The 13,740-nt window shown below is 51.1% G+C and carries 12 protein-coding genes; all 12 read right to left on the bottom strand.

Translation table 11 applies throughout. The annotated features are described in order from the left end of the window. Entirely contained in the window at positions 1 to 768 is a 768-nt protein-coding gene (locus IAQ59_RS17235; protein WP_209332084.1) for a cell division protein FtsQ/DivIB, read from the bottom strand. Next, a complete protein-coding gene (gene murC / locus IAQ59_RS17230; RefSeq protein WP_209332083.1) occupies positions 755 to 2,155 on the bottom strand; it encodes a UDP-N-acetylmuramate--L-alanine ligase in 1,401 nt (466 codons plus the stop codon). The genes IAQ59_RS17235 and murC overlap by 14 nt, the downstream gene beginning before the upstream one ends. Next, positions 2,152 to 3,264 carry an undecaprenyldiphospho-muramoylpentapeptide beta-N-acetylglucosaminyltransferase gene (murG, locus tag IAQ59_RS17225; RefSeq protein ID WP_209332082.1) on the bottom strand — a complete coding sequence of 371 codons (1,113 nt, stop codon included), beginning with the start codon at positions 3,262 to 3,264 and terminating at the stop codon, positions 2,152 to 2,154. Before murG ends, murC begins: the two co-directional genes overlap by 4 nt. 1 nt (position 3,265) lies before the next feature. Continuing rightward, on the bottom strand, positions 3,266 to 4,435 hold the full coding sequence (locus tag IAQ59_RS17220) for an FtsW/RodA/SpoVE family cell cycle protein (RefSeq protein ID WP_209332081.1): 1,170 nt from the start codon (positions 4,433 to 4,435) through the stop codon (positions 3,266 to 3,268). Beyond that, entirely contained in the window at positions 4,432 to 5,787 is a 1,356-nt protein-coding gene (gene murD / locus IAQ59_RS17215; RefSeq protein ID WP_209332080.1) for a UDP-N-acetylmuramoyl-L-alanine--D-glutamate ligase, read from the bottom strand. Before murD ends, IAQ59_RS17220 begins: the two co-directional genes overlap by 4 nt. A 1-nt stretch (position 5,788) precedes the next feature. Beyond that, positions 5,789 to 7,000, bottom strand: a complete 1,212-nt coding sequence (gene mraY, locus IAQ59_RS17210) for a phospho-N-acetylmuramoyl-pentapeptide-transferase (RefSeq protein ID WP_209332079.1) — start codon at positions 6,998 to 7,000, stop codon at positions 5,789 to 5,791. Continuing rightward, positions 7,000 to 8,463 (bottom strand): UDP-N-acetylmuramoyl-L-alanyl-D-glutamate--2,6-diaminopimelate ligase, encoded by a 1,464-nt coding sequence (locus tag IAQ59_RS17205; protein ID WP_209332078.1) that lies wholly within the window; start codon positions 8,461 to 8,463, stop codon positions 7,000 to 7,002. Before IAQ59_RS17205 ends, mraY begins: the two co-directional genes overlap by 1 nt. Further along, entirely contained in the window at positions 8,463 to 10,568 is a 2,106-nt protein-coding gene (locus tag IAQ59_RS17200) for a penicillin-binding protein (protein WP_209332077.1), read from the bottom strand. The genes IAQ59_RS17205 and IAQ59_RS17200 overlap by 1 nt, the downstream gene beginning before the upstream one ends. Further along, the gene (locus IAQ59_RS17195) at positions 10,565 to 10,951 is read right to left on the bottom strand and encodes an FtsL-like putative cell division protein (protein ID WP_209332076.1); all 387 of its coding nucleotides are present in this window, start codon (positions 10,949 to 10,951) and stop codon (positions 10,565 to 10,567) included. The genes IAQ59_RS17200 and IAQ59_RS17195 overlap by 4 nt, the downstream gene beginning before the upstream one ends. A 2-nt stretch (positions 10,952 to 10,953) precedes the next feature. After that, the gene (gene rsmH, locus IAQ59_RS17190) at positions 10,954 to 11,859 is read right to left on the bottom strand and encodes a 16S rRNA (cytosine(1402)-N(4))-methyltransferase RsmH (protein ID WP_209332075.1); all 906 of its coding nucleotides are present in this window, start codon (positions 11,857 to 11,859) and stop codon (positions 10,954 to 10,956) included. After that, the gene (mraZ, locus tag IAQ59_RS17185) at positions 11,852 to 12,301 is read right to left on the bottom strand and encodes a division/cell wall cluster transcriptional repressor MraZ (protein ID WP_209332074.1); all 450 of its coding nucleotides are present in this window, start codon (positions 12,299 to 12,301) and stop codon (positions 11,852 to 11,854) included. The genes rsmH and mraZ overlap by 8 nt, the downstream gene beginning before the upstream one ends. Positions 12,302 to 12,643: 342 nt before the next feature. Next, positions 12,644 to 13,618 (bottom strand): polyprenyl synthetase family protein, encoded by a 975-nt coding sequence (locus IAQ59_RS17180; protein WP_209332073.1) that lies wholly within the window; start codon positions 13,616 to 13,618, stop codon positions 12,644 to 12,646. Between the last annotated feature and the right edge of the window lie 122 nt (positions 13,619 to 13,740).

Below are 13,740 nucleotides of genomic sequence, written 5' to 3'. Positions count from 1 at the left end.
TTATTCACAAATGATCTGATCCTTAAATTTCACATTGACCCGCTCGTAGGCATTCCAGCCCTTTTGCGGCACGATCTCGGTATAGAAGATGCCGATTTTTTTAAATTTTTCGGCTATATGATCCGGTTTTCCAAATTCGATGACCTGCTTGCCCACCTGCTGCTGTAGGAGTACGTCGCCGTTGGCGAGCAGCTCCATGCCGCTGATTTGTGCCTGCCACACGTTATCTTCGTGGATATAGTGGATCAGTTCCAGCAAGGATTCCTGTTCCGGGGTCAGTGTCCCGCGCTCCAGGATGCGTTCCGCCCCCCGGCCTTCCAAGGTGATCACCCGCGGGGTGAAGTTGTTGGAGGTGGGCAGGATTTTGCCCTCGGTGCTGATGTAGGCATCGGCCGCCGTGGGCCGCACGATGCGTGCTAAGGGAATATGTTGGGCCACTTTCACCATGATTTTTCCTTTTAAATCGGCATATACATCTGCCTCTCTCACGAAGGGATGGCTCTCCACCTTTTTTTCCAGCTCATAGAGAGAGATGTCACTCAATGCTACGCCTGGCCTCAGTTGCTCAAATTCGTTTTCCAGCATACGCAGGATTTCCTTTTCCTCTACAAAATAGAGTTCGCTGACGCCCTCTACGTAGACTTCTATGCCGTCAAATGTCTTATGGCCTCCCCGAAACTCCACAAAGCCAATGTACAGGGTCAGGATCAGGCCCAGCGAGGCGAAGATAACCCAGCGTTTCAGTTTCCATTTTCTACCTTGTTCCATCGCTTAGCCAGTTATGTATAGGTTTTACCAGTCGGTCTATGTCTCCTGCCCCGATCGTGACCAATACCTCGGGTTTCGACTCCTGCAGGTAGGGAATCAATTCCTCCTTGCTCTTTAGACTCTTCTCTGTGGAATGAATCGCCGGCAACAGCATGGAGGATGTCACTCCCGGAATGGGCATTTCCCTGGCGGGATAAATATCCAGCAGGATGACTTCATCCGCCAGAGATAGGCTTTCGGAAAAGCCCTCCGCAAAATCGCGGGTTCGCGTAAACAAATGGGGTTGAAATACAGCCGTCAGCTTTCTCGAAGGATAAATCGCCCGGACAGATCCGAGAAAGGCCCGGATCTCCTCTGGATGGTGGGCATAATCGTCGATAAATACCCGCTCTTCGTCCTGATAGACCAGTTCAAATCGTCGTTTCACCCCTTTGTAGCTTGCCAAGCCGGCTTTGAGCTGTTCATCGCTCGCACCGAAGTGCCGGGCCACGGCAATGGCTGCCAAGGAATTTTCTATGTTGTGAAATCCCGGCATGGGCAGGTAAAGTCCGCTGATCTCGCCGTCCTTGTCCACGTAGTCAAAGCTGAATCCTAGGATGCCTGCCACGATGTTGACAGCACAAATGCCTTGGCTATTGATGCCGTAGGGGATTATTTCAGAGGAGATTTCTGGGAGCGTTCCTAGCTTTTCCAATGCCCGATATTGGCCAATCACCTTGCCATCCGCAGCAGTAAGTGCCAGAAAGCTTCGGAAACCATTCATGACCTGTGACCCGTCGCCATAGATGTCGAGGTGGTCTGGATCTGCACTGGTCAGGATGCTAATATTGGGATGCAGGTGCAAAAAGGAGCGGTCAAATTCGTCCGCCTCTACCACGACGATGGGTTGTTCTTCACTGCCCTCATCGTGTAAAATCAGGTTGCTCTGATAATTTTGGGTCAGGCCGCCCAAAAAGGCTGCAATGTTTTTACCGGCGTGTTTGAGTAGGTGGGCCACCATGGAGGAAGTAGTGGTCTTGCCGTGGGTCCCTGCCACCGCTACGGAGTACATGTCCCTCGTAATCATGCCCAGCACTTCGGAGCGTTTCTTCAGTAGGTATCCCTTTTCCACCAGGTGGTTTTTCAACACACAGTCCTTGGGGATGGCAGGGGTCCAGATCACCAGCCGGTTTTCGGTGCTCTCCAAAAAGGCTGTCGGCAACTCACCGACCTTATCGGTATAAGTGATCACCATGCCTTCCTCCTCCAGGGACTGGGTGAGGGGGGAGGGTGTTTTGTCATACCCCCATACGGGCACGCCGATGTGGTTGAACCAGCGGGCAATGGCACTCATGCCGATGCCGCCGATACCCAGAAAATAGACGCTATGTAGGTTTTTCAAGTTCATTTGATCCAATTTTCCATGACCGCTACGATTTCTTCGGCCGCGTTTTTCTTGGCCAGTTGCAGGATGTTGTTGCCGAGTTGTCGGCAAGCAGCTTCATCCTCTACCAGCTGCTCCAGCAAGCTGCCCAACTTGGCGATTGCTTCCCCATCCGGCAACATCCGTGCCGCTCCCGCGGAGACATAGGTTTGGGCATTTTTGGTTTGGTGGTCCTCCGCCACGTTGGGAGAGGGAATGAAGATGACCGGCTTTCCCACCAGGCTAAGTTCCGATACCGAAAGGGCCCCCGCTCGGGAAACCACCAAGTCCGCGGCCGCATAAGCCAAGTCCATTTCCCGGATAAATTCCTGCGGATGAATATGCCTGAGGCCGGACCGGCCTACCCGTTCCTTCATTTCGTCAAAATAAAACTTCCCGGTCTGCCAGAGTACTTGGTAGCCATTGCTTTCCCATTGGGCCATGGCTGCGGCCACCGCCTCGTTGATGGTACGTGCACCCAAGCTTCCGCCGAGTATCAAGATGACTTTTCTGGTGGTGTCCAACCCAAACGCCGTTTTGGCAGCATCTTCTTTCCCCTCCAGCGCGAGTATATCGCTCCTAACAGGGTTTCCGGTATAGTGAATCCGCTCTGCCGGGAAAAAGCGCTCCATACCGGGGTAGGCCACGCAGATTGCCCGGGCATTTTTGGCCAGCAGTTTATTGGTGAGCCCCGCATACGAGTTTTGTTCCTGTATAACGGTGGGAATGCCCCGGCGCTGTGCGGCAAAGAGGACCGGTCCGCTGGCATAGCCTCCCACCCCCACGGCCAAATCTGGCTTAAAGCGTTCGAGAATGCCTTGTGCACGGTTGATGCTATTCCAGACTTTGAAAGGAAAGCTGAGGTTTTTGAGGGAAAGGCTTCGCTGCAATCCGGCAATTTTCAGCCCCTCGATGGCATAGCCAGCCTCGGGAACCTTCTGCATTTCCATCTTTCCTTCCGCACCCACAAACAGGATTTCGCTTTCTGGATGGGCAGCCATCCAGGCGTTGGCGATAGCGATGGCGGGATAGATGTGTCCGCCTGTGCCGCCGCCACTGATGATGATGCGATATGTCCTGCGTTCCGTTATCATTTCAGGCTACTCTTGCCAGTTTTCGTTCCATTGGTGATTCGGCTACAAAGCCATCTTCGTGATCTCCCCGGCTTACACTTAGGATGATGCCCAAGGAGATTCCGGTGAAAATCAGGGAAGTACCTCCCATGCTGACCATGGGAAGGGGCAGGCCGGTAATCGGGACCAGCCCTACGGCCACCGCCATGTTGATCATGGCCTGTATGACCAGCGCAAAGCTGAGCCCGGCCGAAAGAAGGCCTCCAAAGGGGCGGGTAGAAATGGCGACCACGCGCATGCCCCTATAGAGCAAGGCCAGGTACAGAAACAATACCGTGGCACCTCCGATCATGCCGTATTCTTCGATGATGATGGCATAGATAAAATCGGAATAGGGGTGGGGCAGTACGTTGCGCTGTTCGCTTTTTCCCGGACCCTTGCCCGCAATGCCTCCTGTAGCGATGGCGATGTAGGAATGCTTGGCCTGATACGGCAGATCCTCGTCGCTGTCGCTCATAAACTTCTCAATACGTTGGAAGAACGTTTCCCCCCGTTGTCCCAGCAAGATGGCTGTGGTCAGGCTCAATATGCCTACCAGCACGACCATGGCGAGAAACTTTACCGGCACCCGCCCAATAAACATCAGCAGCATGCAGGTAGCCAACAGCATCACCCCCGTAGACATGTTGGCAAAGGCGATCAACGTGCAGATGATACCTATCCAAATCAGAATGGGAACTACGGCACGTTTCCAGTCATCGATGTTGCGCTGCCGCTTGGCCAGCATGCCGGCTACGGCTGAAATCAACGCCAGTTTTGCCAAATCAGAAGGCTGAAAGGCTTGATTGATCAAGGGAATGGTCAGCCAGCGGTTGGCCTCGTTGATAGTAGAACCAAAGAAGTACGTGAATGCCAGCAGCGGTATGCTTACCCAAAGGGCCAACAGGCTGAGTTTGGCAAAGTACCTATAGGGTATATTGTGTACCGCCCACATCACGATGAGGCTGGCGATTACCAGTGCCCCGTGCTTGAAGAGGTACCGTTCTGTATTGCCACCGGCAGTACGGTATGCCAAGGACCCCGTGGCGGAGTACACCACCAGAATGCTCATAAGGGAAAGCAGGATCACAATCCCCCAGATAATGGGATCGCCCTTCAGGTTTTCCTCCATCCAGTTTTTGATGCGGGTCACAATGGCCTCCTTTCTTCCATGCGTTTTACGGCGGTTCTAAACTGATCACCGCGGTCCTCGTAATTTTTAAATAGGTCAAAGCTCGCACAGGCGGGTGACAGCAGCGCCAGGTCCCCGCGTTGTCCATGCGCTACCGCCAAGTTGATGGCTTCATCCATGGATTGTGTTTCGCTGATGCGGGGAACCACCCCGCCAAAGGCTTTTTTCAATTTTTCGCTGTCTTTTCCCAGACATATCAGGTGTTTTACCCGGTCCTTTACCAGAGGCAGCAGCACCGAGTAGTCATTGCCCTTGTCCACCCCTCCGGCAATCCATATGAGGGGTTCTGAGTAAGCCGACAGGGCGTAGGCGGTTGCGTCTACGTTGGTGCCCTTGCTGTCGTTGACAAACCGGATGCCCTGCACCGTTCCCACGGCTTCCATTCGGTGGGGGGCATTGACGAACGTCTCTAGCCCGCGGCGTATCTGCGCCTCCGAGAGGCCTGCGATCAACGCTGCTTGGATAGCTGCCAAGGCATTGATTTGATTGTGTTTTCCGCGCAGGTTGGTTTCTGCCAGGTCAATGTGCACCGTTTTGCCTTCTTGGATGATGTGCAGCAACTCGTCCTGCACAAAATGGCTTGTGCTATAGGTAGGGTCCCATGCGATGGGATATCGGTGTATGCTGCTTTCCCAGCTTTCTGCCCGATTCCGGATGATGTCCTGTTCGTTGAAGTAGATAAAATGATCTTCCCGGCCCATGGTGTCCACCAATTTGAACTTGGCTTCCGCATAGGCGTCAAGCTGATAACCGTATCGGTCCAGGTGGTCCGGGGTGATATTCAGTAGGATGGCGACTTTGGGTTTTAGGGTACGAAAGCCCTCGATCTGAAAACTGCTCGTTTCCAAAACCCACCAGTCGTGGTCCCCATGCACCAATTGTCCTGCCCAACTTTTCCCCACGTTTCCGGCCAAACCCACATCCAGTCCGGCCTCCTTCAGCAGGTGATAGGTCAGTAAGGTAGTGGTGGTTTTTCCATTGGTGCCGGTAATGGCGATCACTTTTCCGCAGCTAAAGGAGCTGGCAAATTCCAATTCGTCTACCACGGGGACATCTTTGCGCTGCAGTTCCTGAATCATGGGCAGGGAATAGGGAATTCCCGGGCTCTTGATGACCCTATCTACCTGGTCAAAAAGCCCCGCGCTGTGCCCGCCTTCCTCGAAGGGGATCCCGGCTTCGGATAACAGCTTTTTGCGGGGTTCGGAAATGGTGCCCGCGTCGGAGACCATTACGGGATAGCCCCGATGTGCAGCTAGTAGGGCTGCCCCTACGCCGCTTTCTCCTGCTCCCAGTATGACTATTCGTTCCATCATCTTATCGCAGTTTTAAGGTGGCCAGGGCCATGATGGCAAATAATATTCCCAGTATCCAAAAACGCACGGTGATCTTGGGTTCTGGAATGTTTTTCTTTTGGTAGTGGTGGTGCAGGGGGGACATCAGAAATATCCGCCGGCCCTCACCGTATTTGCGTTTGGTGTATTTGAAGTAGCTGACCTGAAAGATCACCGAAAGCAATTCGATCAGGAAGATGCCACATAGCAAAGGCAACAGCAATTCTTTGCGCAGCGTGAGGGAAAGCACGGCAATCACCCCTCCGATCATCAAGCTACCCGTGTCTCCCATAAATACCTGTGCAGGGTAGGCGTTGTACCAGAGGAATCCCACACAGGCACCCACAAATGCCGCACAGAAGATCACAAGCTCCCCGGAGTTGGGGATAAACATCACGTTGAGGTATTGGGAAAAGATGGCGTTTCCGCTGATGTAGGCGTATATGGCGATGGTCAGTCCGATGATGGCGGAGGTGCCTGCCGCAAGCCCATCGATGCCGTCTGTAATGTTGGCACCGTTAGACACCGCCGTTACGATAAAGATCACAAGGGCAATGTACAGAATCGGCGTAAAGAAGTCTCCCAAAAACCCGAATACCACGTTGTAGTTCAGTTCGTTGTTTTTTAGAAATGGTATGGTGGTTTTCAGTGACTTGACATCTTGGAAGCTGGGTGTGGCCACCACGCCTTCCTCAATAGATACCGCTGTGTTAAACTCCCGAATGACGACATCTTCATGGAAGTAGAGAGTGGCGCCAACTACGATGCCAATGACCACCTGACCTACGATTTTAAAGCGCCCGGCAAGTCCTTCTTTATTTTTGCGAAAGACCTTGATGTAGTCATCCAGAAAACCGATTCCTCCCAACCAAACGGTGGTGCCCAGAAGTAGGAGAATGTATACGTTAAATATGTTGGCAAACAAGAGGGTGGGTACGATGATGGCAGCTATAATCATGAGTCCGCCCATAGTCGGTGTGCCCCGCTTTTCCATCTGTCCCTGAAGACCCAGTTCCCGGACAGTTTCACCGATTTGCTGTTTACGGATCCAGCTGATGATGCCTTTGCCAAAGGTGATGGTAATGATCAGCGAAAATAATGCAGCCATTCCCGCCCGGAAGGATATGTACCGAAATACCCCGGCTCCGGGTATATCAAACGCTTGGTCCAAATAGTCAAAAATATGGTATAGCATTAGGCAGAATGGGTTAAATTCAATAATTCCTTCACGGTTTCCTTGTCATCAAAGGGGTATTTTATGCCTTTGATTTCCTGATAGGCTTCGTGACCTTTTCCGGCAATTAGGATGATGTCTCCTTTTTGGGCGATGGCGCAGGCGGTTTTGATGGCCTCCCGCCGGTCGGAAATGGATAGGGTCTTCCGCTGATCTACCGGGTTGATGCCGGCTTCCATTTCCCTAATGATCTGTGCAGGGTCCTCGTCGCGGGGGTTGTCAGAGGTAAAGATGGCTTTTTCGCTGTACTGACAGGCGATCTTTGCCATAATTGGTCGTTTGCCTTTGTCCCGATTGCCACCACAGCCTACCACCGTGATCAGGTTTTCGCCGCCTGTTCGCAGGTTTTGAATGGTTTTAAGCACATTCTCCAACGCATCCGGTGTATGTGCATAGTCAATAATGGCCGTGATGTCTTTATGCAGCACCTGCTCAAACCGGCCCTTGGCGCCTCGCAATTGGGAGAGTTGCATCAGGACTTCGGTTTTCTCTTCGCCCAGAATCGAGGCGGTACCCAGCACTCCCAGCAGGTTATAGGCGTTGAATTCACCGATCATCCGAAACCATACCGATTGGTTTTCGATGTCAAGCTCCATGCCGTGCAGGGTATTGCTGATGATTTTGGCTTTGAAATCTCCCGGATATTTCAGCGCATAGGTATAGATGCTTGCTTGGGTATTTTGCACCATGACCATGCCGCGTTTGTCGTCTGCATTTACCAGGGCAAAGGCCCCTTGCGGCAGTTCGTCAAAGAGCTTTTTCTTCGCTTTAATGTAAGCGTCAAAGGTTTCATGGTAGTCCAAGTGATCGTGGCTGATGTTGGTGAACACTGCGCCTTTGAAGGCGAGACCTGCGGTGCGTTCCTGCACGATGGCGTGGGAACTGGCCTCCATAAAGCAATGGGTGCAGCCTGATTTCACCATCTGATCGAGCAGCCGATTGATGGATAGGGCATCTGGGGTCGTGTGGGTGGCAGCTACGACCTTGTCGTTTATCCGGTTTTCTACGGTAGAGAGCATCCCCGCCATGTAACCGAGCTCACGATAGAGTTGATGTAACAGGGTGACCATGGTGGTCTTGCCGTTGGTGCCGGTCACGCCGACCAATTTCAGTTTTTTGGACGGATGCTCATAGAAGTTGGCAGCCATCCAAGCCAAGGCGCGGGAGGAATCCGTGACCTGTACATAGGTGACGGCATCTGCCAGTTCGCTAGGAAACTGCTCACATACAATGGCGGTGCATCCTTTTTCGATGGCCTTTTCGATGTAGGTGTGTCCATCGGTCTGCGTACCCCGAATGGCCACGAACAGCTCACCTTCGGCAACGGTTCGGCTGTCAAAGGTGATTTGGGAAATAGGTGTTTCCATGTCTCCTTTGGCGGAGATAAGGGACACCTTATACAATATGTCTTTTAAGCGTTTCATCAACCCAACGTCAGTTTTATGATTTGATCTTTGGATATCGTCGCTCCTGCATTAAGGGATTGGTTTTTTACCCGTCCCTTGCCCGTATACTGTACCCGTAGTCCGGCATTTTCTAGGATATGCAATGCATCTCGGAGAGTCATGCCCGAAACGTCCGGCACGCGCTGATTGACCACTCGATTGGACACCCACTGAATCGATTTATTGCTTACACGGGACTTTACCCAGCGCTCTTCTTCCTGGTAGTGGTTCGAGATGCCGAATCGATTGCAAAGCATCTGAAGTTCCTCGGTCAAGCCCGCCTGAATGTAAGGAAGGTCCGTTGCATAAGGCTGTTCGTTTTTCACTACTTTTTTCTCCGGATCCATTTGTAGATCCTGTGCGTGGATTTTATCTGCTATTTCTTTGAACACGGGTGCAGAAATGTCGCCCCCGTACGCTTGGAATCCCTTTGGGCTATCGATGATCACGATCGCGCTGTATTTTGGCTTGTCGGCAGGGAAATAGCCTACGAAGGACGTGTAATAGGTCTGCGTATACTTTCCTCCTACCAGTTTTTGGGCTGTACCGGTTTTTCCGGCGATCTTGTAGTTGTCGTTTTGGATGTTTCGCGCGGTGCCATTTTCCACCACACCCTCCAGAAGCGACTGAAGCTGTTGGATGGTTTTTTTAGAGGCAATCTGCTTATTGATCACCTCGGTATCGAATGACTCTTCGGTCGCATTGCCCCGGGAAATGCGCTGCACGATCATGGGCTTTACCATTCGCCCGTTGTTGGCCACCGCGTTGTAAAGGGTGAGGGTTTGCAGGGGGGTTACTTTCACTTCATAGCCAATGGACATCCAGGGCAGTGTGGTGCCATACCAGGTCTTGGTGCCGGGCTTTTTGAAAAATGGGATGGCTTCTCCCTTTAGCTGAAATCCCAGCGGTTGATCCAGGCCCATTTTGGAGGCATATTGGAGGTACTTGGTGGGAGTGGCACCGAAGTGCTCGTTGACCAGACGGGACACGCCGATATTGGAAGATTTTTCAAAAACCTCCCTTACCGTGATTTTTCCGAATCCCCCCGTTTTTGCATCCCGCATGGAGCGGTCATAAAACTTGTACACGCCATTTCCGGTATCTATGCTGTCGTTCAGGCTTATTTTCCCTTCCTCCAGTAGGGCGATCATAGATAGCAACTTAAAGGTGGATCCGGGTTCTGTCAGGCCTTGCTCGCCCACCGCATAGTTATAGTATTCTCCGTACCCGTAGCTGTTTTTGTTTTTTTCCAAATTGGCCAAGGCTTTGATGTGCCCGGTGGCCACTTCCATCACGATGACGGATCCAAATTCCGCATTTTTATTCATCAGCTGACGTAGCAGCGCTGATTCGGCCACATCCTGTATGTTGATGTCCAAGGTAGTGGTGATGTCGTATCCGTCCTCGGGTTTTAGGTCCTCGGCATCGTGCAGGGGTTTCCAGCTTCCTCCGGCTATTTTTTGAAAGAGGGCTTCGCCATTTTGCCCTTGGAGGTATTCGTTAAAGCTGTATTCAATCCCCACGCCGTACTGGTCCTCGTTCAGAAATCCGATGGTACGGCCTGCTAGGTTTTTGAAGGGGCGGTACCGCTGATCCACCTTTTCGAAGATAACGCCTCCGCCCAAGCGTCCGTCGCGGAGTATGGGCCATTTCATCATGGCGAGTTTTTCCTGGTAGCCAATGTGTTTGCGATTGAGTATCAGGTATTTTTTACCGCTGTTTTTGGCATCCAAGATCAACCGCTTATAGGCAGTGGCGGATTTGTCTTTGTAAAAACCCGCCAATAGGGAAGAAAGCGAGTCTATGCCCGAACGAAATTTTTCTTCTTTGGCAATTGACGGATCCAGCACTACCCGGTAGAAGGGAAGACTAGTGGCCAATAGGCTGCCGTCGCCGCTGTAGATATTTCCTCTAGTGGCCTTAACCGGTCGGTATTGCAGGTGGATATCTTCTGAGATCTCCTGCCATTTTTCCCCGTCCACCAGCTGTATGGTGCTGATCCGATAAAAGATCGCACCACCGAGTAGGGTGGTGAGGAGAAACGCAATTCTTACCCGAAATAATATAGACCGCTTGATGTTCACTTCTCAACGATAATTTTAAAGGGTGGCTTATCTATTTCTTCGATGCCCATGGGGGCAATTTTCTTGGCTACTTCCGATTGTTTGCTCGCATACATGAAGGCGGCCTCCAGCGTGGTTACATCCGCCCGGATATCTTCCACCTCCTGCTGTAGGGCCTCGATTTTCCGAATGGTGTTTTCTGCTTTGTGGTTACTCCAGATGTATATCAATGCCAGCAGTGCCGCATAGAGAAATGGGGGGACCAATCCGACGGGAATGCCTTCTCCAAATATTCCGGTAAGAGCTAGTTTGCGCTCGATAAATGCAAACAGGTTGTATCTCCCCCGTGGCGTGGCTGCACCGGAGTTACCTTTCATCTTTTGTTTGAACGTATTGCCTGCCATACCTAGATTTTTTCTGCTATTCTGAGTTTTGCGCTTCGGGCCCGGCTATTGCGTTTTACTTCCGCTTCGTCAGCAGTGATTGCCTTGCGATTCACGGGATTTAGCGGGCGTTGGAGGTTTCCATAGAAATCCTTTTCTACTTCTCCCTGAAACTTCCCTTTTTGAATAAAATTCTTGACCAGCCGATCTTCCAGTGAGTGGTAGCTCATCACGACCAACCTGCCGCCCGGATTCAGCAGTTCTGCGCTTTGTTCCAGCATTTCTTTCAACGCACCCAGCTCGTCGTTCACAACGATGCGTAGTGCCTGAAATACCTGAGCAAAATACTTGTGCTGCTTGCCACGGGGAGCAAACTTCTCCAGTAGCCTTTTTAGGTGTGCGATCGTTTGGATGGGGGTATTGGCCCGCTCGGCTACGATGGCCCTTGCCAGGCTTTTGGCGTTCGTAACTTCTCCGTATTGACCGAAAATTTTGTGCAGCTCGGTTTCGTCGTAGCCGTTTAGGATGGTGGCAGCGGAGAGGTCTCCCGACTGATTCATGCGCATATCCAGATCGGCATCAAAGCGGGTCGAAAAACCCCGTTCCGGCTCGTCAATCTGATGGGATGAAATGCCCAAATCGGCTAGTATACCGTCCACTTTTAAGACATTATAGAGCTTTAGGTAGCGCCTCAAGTCGCGGAAGTTGGCCTGCACGAAGGTGAAGCGGTTGTCATCGGGCACATTGATCAGCGCATCACTGTCTTGGTCAAACCCATACAAGTGTCCACCCTCCAACTGCGCCAAAATCGCACGGGAATGTCCCCCTCCACCAAAAGTGAGGTCCACGTAAACTCCATTGGGCTGAATGTGGAGCCCTTGGATACATGCATCTAGCATGACGGGGATATGATAGGTGGTGTTATCCATTTTTTCCTAGCAGTGCCTTGTTTAATTTGGCATAATCAATCAATACCTCTTCTTCCTTGGTGTCCAATAGCTCGGTGTTCCATATTTCAATGTGATTACCGATGCCCACCACACTTACGGAATCTTCCAGCTTGGCATAGGCCAATAGGTTTTTAGGGATCAGTATGCGTCCCGCACTGTCCATCTCCACGATGATTTCTCTCCGGAAATAGGCCCGTTTGAAGTTTCGTACGTCTTCGTCGGTGTCGTCCAGGTTGGCCAATCGGCTGTATTCTTTTTTTGCTTCCAAGTGCGTCCTTAAAATCAGACAACTCTCCAGGCCTTTGCGTAGGTATAGCTCGTTGTTGGGTGACTCGGGAAGCGCGGATTTTAATCTGGCAGGGAGAACCAGCCGCCCTTTGGCGTCAAGTTTACATAAATAATCTCCCATGAAGAGTCCCATACCTTTTCAAAAATTTCCGCAAAGACAAAAGTAATAAATACTCAAACACTATCTACCACAATCCCCCACTTTTTACCACTTGCATATAAAAGTATCCAAAAGTTTGGTTCAACGCAATCTTTTTGTAAAAAAAATGATCCTGCTACCTGCTGAATTTCATGCGGTTAGTGGCAGGTAGAGACGAGAATACCGTCCAATAGAGGCCCTTAAAATCGCCCAGTTGGATTGGTAGTGTGCAAATTGGTATTCGTAGATAGGAAATTGGATTTCAAGTATTTTAGTCAAAGTGGGGGGAAATCCCATAAAATTCCAGGTCTCTAAAATGGATGGGGCGGAGTGGCATTATTTTTTTCGCTCGATGGTGTAGGTTACCAGCGCAGCAAGGGATGACTTGTAGTCGGAAGCGGGAAGTTCGTGGAGGATATCCATTGCTTCCCGATAAAAATTATTCATGATCGTTTCAGAGTAGGCAAGTCCACCAGACTCCTTCACAAAGGAAATAACCTCGTTTACCGCTTTTTTGTCTTCGTTCTTATTGCGAATCAGGTAGATGATCCGTTTCTTGTCTAGCCAGGAAGCATTATTGAGGGAGTAGATCAGGGGTAGGGTCAACTTTTTTTCCTTGATGTCTATGCCCACCGGCTTGCCCACCACATCTTGGCCGTAGTCAAAGAGGTCGTCCTTGATTTGGAAGGCCATGCCTACCTTTTCGCCAAATAATCGCATTTTTTCGATCAGCGCCTGATCTCCCTGCGCCGTAGCAGCACCTACAGAGCAGCAGGAGGCAATGAGACTGGCGGTCTTTTGTCGGATAATGGTATAATACACCTCTTCCGTGATGTCCAGGTTTCTGGATTTGGCGATCTGCAACAGTTCGCCCTCACTCATCTCCCGCACAGCGTGCGAAACGATCCGAAGCAGCTCAAAATCACCGTTGTCTACACTTAATAGTAACCCACGGGACAGCAGGTAGTCACCCACCAATACGGCGATCTTATTCTTCCACAGGGCGTTCACCGAGAAAAATCCGCGGCGGTAGTTGGCATCATCGACCACATCATCGTGCACCAGCGTGGCCGTATGGAGCAGTTCGATCAGGGCAGCGCCCCTATAGGTGGATTCGGTGATACCACCCGATACACCGGCAGTCAGAAACACAAACATGGGACGCATCTGCTTGCCTTTTCGCTTTACGATATAGGAGGTGATATGATCCAGAAGTTTCACCTTGCTTTTCATAAAAGCACGAAACTTTTTTTCAAAATCAGCCATTTCCGTGGCAATCGGCGCTTGTATCTGTGTTAAATCCTGCTTCATTTGGCCTATGGTGCTGCAATAATACGACCTATTCGGTCATTGACAAAACCGCATTCCTGAATATTCTGTTCAGCGTCTGCGGAAAAATCCAAAACCAAGGGAAAATTTCTTTGCGGTGTTTT

Source organism: Lunatimonas salinarum, from assembly GCF_017811155.1.
GTDB classification, from domain to species: Bacteria; Bacteroidota; Bacteroidia; order Cytophagales; family Cyclobacteriaceae; genus Lunatimonas; species Lunatimonas salinarum.
The sequence above is the reverse complement of the archived record's forward strand: the minus strand, read 5'-3'. Positions and strand labels throughout refer to the sequence as shown.

Bases quoted from the DNA above. Each gene is read 5' to 3' on its own strand.
- murG (WP_209332082.1), bottom strand. From the start codon at position 3,264: ATGATAACGGAACGCAGGACATATCGCATCATCATCAGTGGCGGCGGC.
- murD (WP_209332080.1), bottom strand. From the start codon at position 5,787: ATGATGGAACGAATAGTCATACTGGGAGCAGGAGAAAGCGGCGTAGGG.
- mraY (WP_209332079.1), bottom strand. From the start codon at position 7,000: ATGCTATACCATATTTTTGACTATTTGGACCAAGCGTTTGATATACCC.
- IAQ59_RS17235 (WP_209332084.1), bottom strand. From the start codon at position 768: ATGGAACAAGGTAGAAAATGGAAACTGAAACGCTGGGTTATCTTCGCC.
- rsmH (WP_209332075.1), bottom strand. From the start codon at position 11,859: ATGGATAACACCACCTATCATATCCCCGTCATGCTAGATGCATGTATC.
- IAQ59_RS17195 (WP_209332076.1), bottom strand. From the start codon at position 10,951: ATGGCAGGCAATACGTTCAAACAAAAGATGAAAGGTAACTCCGGTGCA.
- IAQ59_RS17205 (WP_209332078.1), bottom strand. From the start codon at position 8,463: ATGAAACGCTTAAAAGACATATTGTATAAGGTGTCCCTTATCTCCGCC.
- mraZ (WP_209332074.1), bottom strand. From the start codon at position 12,301: ATGGGACTCTTCATGGGAGATTATTTATGTAAACTTGACGCCAAAGGG.
- IAQ59_RS17180 (WP_209332073.1), bottom strand. From the start codon at position 13,618: ATGAAGCAGGATTTAACACAGATACAAGCGCCGATTGCCACGGAAATG.
- murC (WP_209332083.1), bottom strand. From the start codon at position 2,155: ATGAACTTGAAAAACCTACATAGCGTCTATTTTCTGGGTATCGGCGGC.